The sequence below is a fragment of the Streptomyces sp. NPDC050704 genome (assembly GCF_040654355.1).
Taxonomy (GTDB): Bacteria; Actinomycetota; Actinomycetes; order Streptomycetales; family Streptomycetaceae; genus Streptomyces.
Genome location: NZ_JBFAHW010000124.1, coordinates 19,660 through 30,355 on the forward strand (window position 1 = coordinate 19,660; position 10,696 = coordinate 30,355).

Annotated in this window: 9 protein-coding genes; 6 read left to right on the plus strand and 3 right to left on the minus strand. The window is 71.7% G+C overall.

Annotated elements, in window-relative coordinates; translation table 11 throughout:
• Positions 1-91 precede the first annotated feature (91 nt).
• Positions 92-2,287, plus strand: coding sequence for an SNF2-related protein (locus AB0I18_RS43135; RefSeq protein WP_363111251.1), 2,196 nt, complete (start codon positions 92-94; stop codon positions 2,285-2,287).
• Between the two features lie 51 nt (positions 2,288-2,338).
• Here AB0I18_RS43135 and AB0I18_RS43140 read toward each other — a convergent pair whose 3' ends face one another.
• The 3 genes from AB0I18_RS43140 to AB0I18_RS43150 form a co-directional block, all read right to left on the minus strand.
• Positions 2,339-3,388 carry a CU044_5270 family protein gene (locus AB0I18_RS43140; protein WP_363111252.1) on the minus strand — a complete coding sequence of 350 codons (1,050 nt, stop codon included), beginning with the start codon at positions 3,386-3,388 and terminating at the stop codon, positions 2,339-2,341.
• Positions 3,385-3,942 carry an RNA polymerase sigma factor gene (locus AB0I18_RS43145; protein ID WP_363111253.1) on the minus strand — a complete coding sequence of 186 codons (558 nt, stop codon included), beginning with the start codon at positions 3,940-3,942 and terminating at the stop codon, positions 3,385-3,387. Before AB0I18_RS43145 ends, AB0I18_RS43140 begins: the two co-directional genes overlap by 4 nt.
• A gap of 179 nt (positions 3,943-4,121) precedes the next feature.
• Positions 4,122-5,228: a threonine synthase gene (locus AB0I18_RS43150; protein WP_363111254.1), complete on the minus strand. Its 1,107-nt coding sequence runs from the start codon at positions 5,226-5,228 to the stop codon at positions 4,122-4,124.
• A 225-nt stretch (positions 5,229-5,453) separates the two neighbouring features.
• Between AB0I18_RS43150 and AB0I18_RS43155 the strand changes: the two genes are divergently transcribed.
• The 5 genes from AB0I18_RS43155 (at position 5,454) to AB0I18_RS43175 (ending at position 10,589) form a co-directional block, all read left to right on the plus strand.
• Positions 5,454-7,028, plus strand: coding sequence for a S8 family peptidase (locus AB0I18_RS43155; RefSeq protein ID WP_363111255.1), 1,575 nt, complete (start codon positions 5,454-5,456; stop codon positions 7,026-7,028).
• Between the two features lie 250 nt (positions 7,029-7,278).
• Positions 7,279-8,586, plus strand: a complete 1,308-nt coding sequence (locus AB0I18_RS43160; protein ID WP_363111256.1) for a DUF4190 domain-containing protein — start codon at positions 7,279-7,281, stop codon at positions 8,584-8,586.
• Positions 8,587-8,744: 158 nt separating this feature from the next.
• Positions 8,745-9,497, plus strand: coding sequence for a GntR family transcriptional regulator (locus tag AB0I18_RS43165; RefSeq protein WP_363111257.1), 753 nt, complete (start codon positions 8,745-8,747; stop codon positions 9,495-9,497).
• A 312-nt stretch (positions 9,498-9,809) separates the two neighbouring features.
• Positions 9,810-10,055 (plus strand): SPOR domain-containing protein, encoded by a 246-nt coding sequence (locus AB0I18_RS43170; RefSeq protein WP_363111258.1) that lies wholly within the window; start codon positions 9,810-9,812, stop codon positions 10,053-10,055.
• 132 nt (positions 10,056-10,187) lie between these two features.
• Entirely contained in the window at positions 10,188-10,589 is a 402-nt protein-coding gene (locus tag AB0I18_RS43175) for a (deoxy)nucleoside triphosphate pyrophosphohydrolase (protein WP_363111259.1), read from the plus strand.
• The last annotated feature ends 107 nt before the right edge of the window (positions 10,590-10,696 follow it).

Here is a 10,696-nt window from a genome sequence, read left to right on the forward strand (position 1 = left end):
TACCGGCGAGCTGTCGTTGTCGGCCCCGCCGTTGTCAGACCCCCGTGGAAGGATGGACGGTCATCGGGGAGTACGGCACACAAGGGGCGGCATGACGGTTCGTGAGGGGGTCGACGGCAGCCCCGTGGCGGTGGGGCGCAAGGCCCGTGCGGTGGTCGCACGGGCCGAGCGCCTGCACGGGCTCGCGCGGGGCGTCCTCGACGACCACGCCCGGGCAGTCGCCGAGGTGCGTACGGCGCTCGTGCCGATCCACGCCGAGCTGGTCGTCCAGGAGCTGGCGGGCATTCCCGTCTCCCGGCTGAAGGACGTCACCGAGGGGCGGCTGCGGCTCGGGGCCCTGGAGACGGCGGGGCTCGGGTCGGTACGGGCCGTCTTCGAGGCGAGCCGGTACGAGTTGCGGCAGATCCCGGGCGTCGGGGCGCAGACCGCCGACCAGGCACTCGCCGCGGCCCGGCAGATCGCCCGCGCGGTCGAGACGACCGTGTCCGTACGGATCGACGTCGACCACCCGGAGCCCCGGACCACCGCCCTCGTCATCGCGCTGCGCCGGCTCGTCGAGGCGGGACCCGAGCTGCGCCGCGCCGTGGACGCCGCGCGGGAACTCGGCCGGCGGATCGAGGCGCTGCTCCCGGTGGCCCGTCCGGCCACCGGCCGGCTGCGGATGGCGCTCACCGGCAGGAACCGCCGGGAGACCGCGCTGGCCGCCGTCGCGGAACTCCGCGCGCTCACGGCGGACGCCGTCGCCAAGGAGCTGCACCTGCTGCTCATGCAGGCCTCCACCGACCTGCTGCGCGAGTCCGCCTCGGACGCCGAGGCATGGGTCGACTTCGAACTGCGTTCCGCGGAGTACTACAGCCAGCTCGTCGAGATCGCCGGCAGCGCGCCCGACGTCGAGGCGGCCGAGGGCTTCCTGCCGGCGGACGTCGCGGACCGCGTGCACGCGCAGGGGCTCGACGACACCCACCGCCGGGTCTCGCTGCGCGGCTACCAGTCCTTCGGCGCGCGGTTCGCGCTCGCCCAGCGCCGGGTGGTCCTCGGCGACGAGATGGGGCTCGGCAAGACCATCCAGGCCATCGCCGTGCTCGCGCACCTCGCGGCCGACGGGCACCGCCACTTCCTGGTGGTGTGCCCGGCGAGCGTACTGATCAACTGGACGCGCGAGATCCGCTCCCGCAGCACGCTGCGCGCGGTGCCCGTGCACGGTCCCGACCGGCAGGACGCGTACGCCGAGTGGCGCGAGCGCGGCGGAGTCGCGGTCACCACCTTCGACGTGCTGCACAGCCTGCCCGGGCCGAAGAAGACCTCACCCGCCCCGGCCGCGCTCGTCGTCGACGAGGCCCACTACGTCAAGAACCCCGACGCCCGCCGCTCCCGCGCCGTAGCGGAGTGGACCGGCCGGTGCGAGCGCGTCCTGTTCCTCACGGGTACGCCGATGGAGAACCGCGTCGAGGAGTTCCGCGCCCTCGTCCGCTACCTCCAGCCGGATCTGGTGCCCCGGATCCAGGGCAGCGACGCCGTCGCGGGCCCGCACACGTTCCGCAGGTCCGTCGCCCCGGCCTACCTGCGGCGCAACCAGCGGGACGTGCTCACCGAACTCCCCGCGCTGCTCCAGGTCGACGAGTGGGAGGAGCTCAGCGCCACCGACCAGGACGCGTACCGCGAGGCGGTCGCCGCCGGGAACTTCATGGCGATGCGCAGAGCCGCGTACACACACGCCGAGAAGTCGGCGAAGCTCCAGAGGCTGCGCGAACTGGTCGCGGAGGCCGCCGCCAACGACCTGAAGGTGGTCGTCTTCTCCTACTTCCGGGACGTCCTCGCCACCGTCCAGGAGGCTCTGGGAGACGCCGTGTCGGGGCCGTTGGCCGGCGGTGTCCCGGCGACCCGCCGGCAGCAGCTGGTCGACGAGTTCACGGACGCCTCCGGGCACGCCGTGCTGCTCTGCCAGATCGAGGCCGGCGGCATCGGCCTCAACCTCCAGGCCGCTTCCGTGGTGATCCTCTGCGAACCGCAGGTCAAACCCACCCTGGAGCACCAGGCCGTCGCCCGCGCCCACCGCATGGGCCAGGTCCGCCCCGTCCAGGTGCACCGCCTCCTCGCCACGGACAGCGTGGACGACCGGCTGCTGCGCATCCTGGAGAGCAAGGACCGCCTCTTCGACGCGTACGCCCGCCGCAGCGACGTCGCCGAGGCGACCCCGGACGCCGTCGACGTGTCGGACGGCACGCTCGCCCGCCGCATCGTGGAGGAGGAACAGCAAAGACTGGCGACCGCTGCCCGGAACGGCTGACGAACCGGGCCGGCCGAACCGGGCCGGCCGAACCGGGCCGGCCGAACCGGGTCAGCCGAGACGGTCGGCCGGGCCCGCCTCCAGCCATGTGATGTGATTCTCCCCCGCGGGCGTGCCGCTCGACTCCAGCATCTGACCGGTCTCCGGGTCGATGACGCAGCGGACCTTGTACGGGAAGGGAGTCCACTCGCCCCCATCGGTGGACAGGGACAGGGAGCGGCCCATGAGCGTTTTCGTGATCGCCGTGCCAGGGCGGCCCCTGTCGTCCTCGACCCCGGCGGTCAGCGTCACCCCCGGCATCTCCGCGACGACCCGGAAGAGCGCGGAGCGCAGCGCGGGGCTCGCGGGCGACGACTCCAGCAGATACGCGACCTCGTAGAACCGCGTCGCGGGGTCCTTCGAGAAACGGGCCGCCAGTGCGTCCGGGTCGGTGGGCAGCCTGTCGAGTTCCGGCCATGTCAGGTGCCGGCCGTCCACCCGCCACCTGGCATGGTTCTCGGCCCACACGTACGCCTTGCCGTCCGCGGCCACCCGCCAGGTGCGGCCCGCACGGTCCGCGTACCAGGTCTCCGTCACCTTCTTGCCCCCCTTCACCGTCTCGGCCCGGACCCTCCAGTACTTCCCGTGCGTCGCCGGGGCCTGTTCCGAGATCTCCGCCATGTCGTTCAGGAACGCCGAGGCTGCCGAAGTCGTCGACGCGGGCTCTCCGCCCACGTCCAGTGCCGGATAGGCGACGGCACCGGCGGCGATCGCGGCCACCGCGGCGGCGGCGATCAGGACCCGACGGCGGCGCGTGACGCGCGACCGCCGGGGGAGGGCGCCCGGCTCTCCGGGCTCCGCGGCGGCGAGGACGACCACCGGCTCGTCGGGTGGTACCACCTCCGCCTCGTTCGCCAGGACATCCGGGGTATCCGGGATATCCGGGGTGTCCAGGGCGCCTGGTGCGGTCGCGGCGCCCAGAATCCAGGCGTCGCGCTCGGCGACCTGCGCCAGCAGCGTCCGTACAGCCGTCAGCTTCTCCGTGGACGGCGGTGTCACGACCCCCGCCAGGAGCAGCTCGTCCGCCCCGGGAAAGTCCAGAATGTCGTCGCGTTCGCTCATGCCAGGTCTCCGGTCAGCTTGAGGGGTGCGGCACCCGCGCGCATGCGGTTACGGGCCCGGTGGAGCCGGGAACGGGCCGTCCCCGCGGGTATGCCGACCACCGCGGCGGCCTCCGTGGGCGTCAGCTGCTCCCAGGCGACCAGGAGGAGCAACTCCCGCTCCTCGGAAGGCAGCCGGGCAAGCTGGTCGCGCAGCCGGGGGCCGACCGCCGCCGCGTCGAGGCGGTCGTCCACCGCCTCCCACGGGTCGTCGTGGCGCGCGGTTCCGGGCAGGTCGGGGCGTGCCTTCGCGGTGCGTCGCCAGTGCGCGGACAGTACGTTTCTGGCCACGCCGAACAGCCAGGCCCGGGCCGGGCCCCTGCCGGGGTCGAAGCCGCGGCGGGTGGCGTAGGCCTGGAGCCACAGTTCGGCGAGCAGGTCGTCCGCGACGGCGGGTGCTCGGCGGGCGAAGTAGTTGTGCAGGGCTGTTGAGTGGCGGGCCACCAGGGGTTCGAAGGCTGCGGGGTGCCGTGCGGCGCGGGTCAGCAGTTCCTCGTCGTCCAGGTCTGTGGTCACGGGGTCTCCGTCTCCGGACCGTTGGTTGGCGGTCTCACTCCCTACTTGGTGGGCGTCGGTGATTGCGTTCGCGGGGTTGTTGTGCGGGGGAGGGGGTGCGTGGGATGTGCGGGTGGGTGGGGGCTGGTCGCGCAGTTCCCCGCGCCCCTTACGGGGCGCGTTTTTGCCGAGCCTCATTTTCAGGGGTGTGCCAAGCCCGTCTTCAGGCCCGCACCGCACAACGGCACCACCGCCGTACGCGCCCCCAGTACCCCCTCCCGTACAGCCGCCCAGCACGCCACCCCCGTCGACTCGACGTACAGGCCCCTCGACGCCAAGTCCGTCTGCGCATGCCGGATCTGGTCCTCCGTCACCGTGAAGAAGGCGCCCCCGGACTCGCGTACCGCGCGCAGGATCTGGCGGGCCCGGGGCGGTCGCGTGATCGCGATGCCCTCCGCGAACGTGGGGGCCGGCGGGGTGGCCCCGACCAGGTCGTCCGCGCCCTCGGTCCAGGCGTGGGCGAGCGGTGCCACGGCGGCGGACTGGACGGCGTACAGCGCGGGCCGCCGGTCGATCAGCCCGGCCCCGTGCAGTTCGGCCACCGCGAGGGCCGCGCCGAGCAGCAGCGTCCCGTTGCCGACGGGGACCACGAGGACCTCGGGGAGCCGCCCGCCGAGGTCCTCCCACAGCTCGTGGACGTAGGTCTTCGTGCCGTGCAGGAAGTACGGGTTGAAGACGTGCGAGGCGTAGAAGGTGTCCTCCTCGTCCGCGGCCTCCCGGGCCGCCCGCGCGGCCGCCTCCCGGTCGCCGGGGACCACTTCGAGCCGGGCCCCGTGCGCCCCGATCTGCTCCAGCTTCTTGGCGGACGTGCCGTCAGGGACGTATACGGTGCACGGCAGTTGGGCCCGTGCGCAGTACGCGGAGATCGCCGTGCCCGCGTTGCCGCTGCTGTCCGCGACGACCCGCCGGGGCCGCAGCCGCAGCGCCAGCTCGGCCAGCAGCACCGCCCCGCGGTCCTTGAAGGAGAGCGTCGGCAGCAGGAAGTCCAGCTTGGCCGAAACACCCTCCTTGAGCGGGACCAGCGGCGTCCGGCCCTCGCCGAGCGACACCGTGGGAGCGGTCAGGGGCAGACACTCGGCGTACCGCCACAGCGAATTCACCCGCCCGGCCAGGGACTTGAGGGTCGCCGGGGTGGGCGCGAAGTCGAGGTCGAGCGGTCCGCGGCAGACCGGGCAGCACCAGGCGAGCGAGTCCATGGGCACGCGGGTGCCGTCCATCGGGCAGAAACAGTCCGGCAAGGGAGTCATGTCGGCAGGTTAGATGCACCTATTGGTGACGGTGTGTCATGACTGGCATATGGCACCTGCGTTACGTCCGTGCAGGCCTCTTGTGCAATTCCTGTGGAAGCCTCAATCTTTCGGCTGACGCACAGGGCCGCCGCACGACTTGGCATGACCCTGACGTTTTTCTGTGCGCAGTGCTCTCCGCACCACCCCCCACCAACGCACCACCGATTGAGGAGGATCCCTCAGATGGCAGTGATGCGTCATGCCCGGCGAAGACTCGCCGGTATCGGCACGGCAGCCCTGGTCGCCGGCCTCGTCTCCGCCTTCCCCGCGACCGCGAACGCCGCTTCGGACGCCGAAGGCCCTGTCCGTTACGCGGGCGCGCCCAACGCGATCGCGGACAGCTACATCGTGACCCTCGACGCGGCCGCCGCGAAGGCCGGCTCGGCGGAGGGCAGAGCCCTCGCGAAGGAGTACGGCGCCACGATCGAGCGTACGTACAAGAAGGCGCTGAACGGCTATGCCGTAGAGGCCACCGCGGCCGAGGCGAGGAGGTTCGCCGCCGACCCGGCCGTCACCTCCGTCGTCCAGAACCGCACGTTCACGATCGCCGCGACCCAGCCCAGCCCGCCCTCCTGGGGCCTGGACCGCATCGACCAGGCGGCCCTCCCGCTGAACCAGAGCTACACCTACGACGACACCGCAGGCGAGGGCGTCACCGCCTACGTCATCGACACCGGTGTCCGCATCACCCACACCGACTTCGGCGGCCGCGCCTCCTACGGCTACGACGCCGTCGACAACGACAACACCGCCCAGGACGGCCACGGCCACGGCACGCATGTGGCCGGCACGGTCGGCGGCACGGCGTACGGGGTCGCCAAGAAGGCGAAGATCGTCGGCGTCCGCGTGCTGAACAACTCAGGCCAGGGCACCACCGCCCAGGTCGTCGCGGGCATCGACTGGGTGACGACGAACGCCGTCAAGCCGGCCGTCGCCAACATGAGCCTCGGCGGCACCGTCGACACCGCGATCGACACCGCCGTACGCAACTCCATAGCCTCCGGCGTCACCTACGCCGTCGCGGCGGGCAACGAGACCACCAACGCCAGCACCCGCTCGCCCGCCCGCGTCACCGAGGCCATCACCGTCGGCGCCACCACCAGCACCGACGCCAAGGCCAGCTACTCGAACTTCGGCACGGTCCTGGACCTCTTCGCCCCCGGCTCCTCCATCACCTCCGCCTGGGGTACGGGCGACAGCGCGACCAACACCATCTCCGGTACGTCGATGGCGACCCCGCACGTCGCCGGAGCCGCCGCGCTGTACCTGGCGGACAACCCCACCGCGACCCCGGCCGCCGTCCAGACCGCGCTGGTCAACTCGGCCACCACCGGAGTCGTCACCAGCCCGGGCACCGGTTCGCCCAACCGCCTGCTGAAGGTCGGCGGTGGCGGCACGACCCCGCCGCCCACCGGCTCGCTCTTCGAGAACACCGCGGACCAGTCGATCGCCGACAACTCCACGGCGAACTCCCCGGTGACCGTGACCGGCGTGACGGGCAACGCACCCTCGGCCCTGAGCGTGCCGGTGAACATCGTCCACACCTACATCGGCGACCTTCAGATCCAGCTGATCGCGCCCGACGGAACGGCCTACACGCTGAAGGCATACGGCACGGGCGGTTCGACGGACAACATCAACACCACGTACACCGTCAACGCCTCGGCCGAGGTCGCGAACGGGACGTGGACCCTGCGCGTGAGCGACAACGCGGCGGCCGACACCGGGTACATCAACTCGTGGGGGCTGCAGTTCTGACCGACGTTTCCGATCGCCGGCAGGTAGCTCAGTAGTACCGCAGTACCGCTCGTCCTCGCGGCGTGGCACCTGGGCGTAGACCCGGTCGGCCCGTCGCGAGGGCGAGCCGCGAGCGCGCTGGCCGTCGCGGTCACCGCGCCCGGATTCGCCGGACTCGTCCCCCGTGTTCCGCCCCCGTGCGTCCCGCGCTTACCATGCGCCCTGTCGTACGTCAGTTCTGGCGTCACTCGGACGAGGAGCGCGGTCACCAGTGGAGAACCCTCCGCCCCCTGGGCCCCAGCAGCCCCAGGGGCAGCCCCCGCAGCAGGGGCAGTACCCGCCGCCGGGTCAGCCGCAGGGGCCGTACGGCGCATACCCGGGGGGAGCGGGGCAGGGTCCGGGACCGTATCCGGGGGGAGCGGGGCAAGGCCCGGGACCGTATCCGGGGCCCGGGCCGGGTCCGTACGGCTATCAGCCCTGGGGGCAGGGCTACTCCCCGTACAACCACCCGTCGCCCGTCAACGGCTTCGCGATCACCGCGCTCGTGCTCGGCTTCCTCTGCTTCCTCCCGCTGGTCGGGCTGGTCCTCGGGCTCGTCGCGCTGGCGCAGATCAAGAAGAGGGGCGAGAGCGGCAAGGGCATGGCGGTCGCCGGGATGATCCTGTCCGGAACCGGCACCGCGGTCCTCGTGCTCGCGCTTGTCACCGGCGCCCCGGCCGACGTCTGGGACGGCTTCAAGGAGGGGGCGCGCGACGCGGCGGAGAGCGGCGCCACCTTCTCTGTGGAGAGGGGCGACTGCTTCAATGCGCCCGGAGTCTCGATGGAGGGCCTGACGTACGACGTCGAGAAGGTGCCGTGCGAGGGCAAGCACGACGGCGAGGTCTTCGCGAACGTGAAGATGGCGGACGGCGGTTATCCCGGTGACGACGCGATCGTCGAAGCCGCCGACGACAGGTGCTATCCGCTCCAGTCCGGCTACGCGATGGACTCCTGGGCCATCCCGGACAACGTGGACATCTACTACTACACGCCGACGCGGGAGAGCTGGAGCGTCGGCGATCGTGAGATCAGCTGCCTGTTCGGCAACGTGGACGAGAAGGGCAGCCTGACGGGCTCGTTGCGCCTGGACGACTCGATGCTCACCGCGGACCAGCTGACGTATCTGCAGGCGGCGCGAATCCTCAACGAGGCCATGGATTCGGCGCCCGATGAGGTGTACGTCGAGGACGACCTGGCCGGGCACAAGGAGTGGGCGGGCCGGGTCTCCACGGCGCTCACCCAGCAGACGGAGATGCTGCGCGCGCACGACTGGTCCGCCAAGGCCGAGAAGCCCGTCACCGCCCTGGTGAAGGATCTCGAAGAGGCGCGGAAGGAGTGGGCGAAGGCCGCGAAGGCCTCCGACGCGGACGTCTTCTACGACCACTACGGCAAGGGCCTGGAGCACTCCGACGCCAAGAAGTCGGTCACCGCCCGCAAGGCTCTGGGCCTCGCGACGACGCCGCCGGAGTCGTACGAGGAGGACGGTACGGAGGGCGGCGGGACGGAAGGCGGCACAGGAGGCGGCGGCACGGCGGTGTGACGGCGGCCACGGTGGGGAGGAAGTGCCTGGGTATGGCCAGGGTGAACCCCTCAGCGGCCATAAGTCATCACATCGAGTGATTCTCTGGCCTTTGCTTGCCTGGCACAACCCACGGTTGCCACCCTGTAGCTGTCTGTACAACCTGACGGGAGTGGCCAGTGACATTCGGTGAGCAGCCGGCGTATCTGCGCGTCGCAGGTGATCTTCGCAAGAAGATCGTCGACGGATCGCTGCCACCGCACACACGGCTCCCGTCCCAGGCCAGAATCCGCGAGGAGTACGGGGTCTCGGACACGGTCGCCCTGGAGGCCCGCAAGGTCCTGATGGCCGAGGGGCTGGTCGAGGGCCGCTCCGGGTCCGGGACGTACGTCCGCGAGCTGCCCGTGCAGCGCCGCATCGCGCGCTCCGGGTACCGGCCGGACAGCGGCGCGACGCCGTTCCGCCAGGAGCAGGCGGACGTCTCCGTGCGGGGTACGTGGGAGTCGCACAGCGCGCAGGCCGAGGCGAGCGGCGCGATCGCCGAGCGGCTCGGTATCGCCGCAGGTGACCGCGTGATGTGCACGAAGTACGTCTTCCGGGACTCGGGCGAGGCGATGATGCTCTCCACCTCCTGGGAACCTCTCGCCGTCACGGGCCGCACACCGGTGATGCTCCCCGAGGAGGGCCCGCTCGGCGGCATGGGCGTGGTCGAGCGCATGGCGGCCATCGACGTGATCGTGGACAACGTCACGGAGGAGGTGGGCGCCCGGCCCGGCCTCGCCGAGGAGCTGTCGGCGCTGGGGGGTGTCCCGGGGCATGTCGTGCTCGTCGTCCAGCGGACGTACTACGCGTCGGGCCGGCCCGTGGAGACGGCGGACGTCGTGGTGCCGGCGGACCGGTACCGGATCGCCTACCACCTGCCGGTGAAGTAGGCGCTCGCCGGTACGGGTCTGCTTGCGGCCCTTGGCGCGTGCCGGTGGAATCTGGCCTTTTCGCGGTGGGCCCCCGGCCCGGTCTCCGCGCTGCCGGCGGGACGCCGCGGGGGTATGGGGGAGCGGATCCGTGCGAATGCGCCCCCTCTGTCCTGGCCGGTTGCGTACCTCTCCCACACCTCTCGTGTACCTCTTTGTGAAAAGCCGTATTCGCTGCGTAAAGGTTAGGCGTAGGCTCGGGCATATGCGGATTGCGGTTTCCTTATGTGACGGGGCGAGGCGCGAGCCGGGGGCAGGGAGTGGAGGGGCGCGATGAACGACGGCACGATCACTCTTCCCTGGCTCGTCATACGACAGGACGACAACGGCAATCGCTACCGGATCGGCAGGTACGCGACGAGGGCCGAGGCTCAGAAGATCGCGGACAGCCTCGACGACCGAGGTCACCAGCAGCTCTACTGGGTGGAGCGGCTCGGGCAGAACGGCCAGGGCGGTCAGAGTGGCCAGGGCGGGCAGAACGGCCAGAGTGCTCAGGGCGGGCAGAACGGCGTCAGGTAGCTGCGTCAGCGTGGCCGCCGGCCTCAGCGCCAGCGCCGCGCGATTGTCACCGCCATCGTCGTCGTCGGCGCCGTGAATGTGGCCGAGTGACCGCTGGGATCACGTCCGGGCGGCTCCCGTAGGCTCCGGCGCATGACGGAACGGATCGTGGTGGTCGGGGGCGCCGTGCTGAGTGACGGGCGTCTGCTCGCCGCGCGCCGCAGTGCGCCTGCCGAGTTGGCCGGGCGGTGGGAGTTGCCCGGCGGCAAGGTCGAGCCCGGGGAGACTCCGGAGCGGGCGCTCGTGCGTGAGCTTCGTGAAGAGCTCGGGGTCGAGACGGTGCCGGTCGCTCGGGTGCCGGGGGAGTGGGCGCTGAAGCCGCCGTACGTCCTCTGTGTCTGGACTGCCCGACTGCTCCCCGACTCGCCTGCCCCCAAGTTGCTCCAGGACCACGACGAGCTCCGCTGGCTGAGCCCGGACGAGCTGTGGGACGTGGAGTGGCTGGATCAGGATGTGGCTGCCGTGATGGAGGTCGCGCGGGGGGCTTGGGCCTGAGCGTTTCTTCGCCCCCGCCGCCCCTACCCGTCCCATCCCGGGGGGGGGGGGGGGCCCCCCCCCCCCCCCCCCCCCCCCCCCGCCGGGGGGGCCGGAGCGCGGGCGCG

Excerpts from the sequence above, each read along its gene's own strand:
- AB0I18_RS43155 (WP_363111255.1), top strand. The coding sequence starts at position 5,454 with ATGGCAGTGATGCGTCATGCCCGGCGAAGACTCGCCGGTATCGGCACG.
- AB0I18_RS43140 (WP_363111252.1), bottom strand. The coding sequence starts at position 3,388 with ATGAGCGAACGCGACGACATTCTGGACTTTCCCGGGGCGGACGAGCTG.
- AB0I18_RS43150 (WP_363111254.1), bottom strand. The coding sequence starts at position 5,228 with ATGACTCCCTTGCCGGACTGTTTCTGCCCGATGGACGGCACCCGCGTG.
- AB0I18_RS43170 (WP_363111258.1), top strand. The coding sequence starts at position 9,810 with ATGAACGACGGCACGATCACTCTTCCCTGGCTCGTCATACGACAGGAC.
- AB0I18_RS43135 (WP_363111251.1), top strand. The coding sequence starts at position 92 with ATGACGGTTCGTGAGGGGGTCGACGGCAGCCCCGTGGCGGTGGGGCGC.
- AB0I18_RS43175 (WP_363111259.1), top strand. The coding sequence starts at position 10,188 with ATGACGGAACGGATCGTGGTGGTCGGGGGCGCCGTGCTGAGTGACGGG.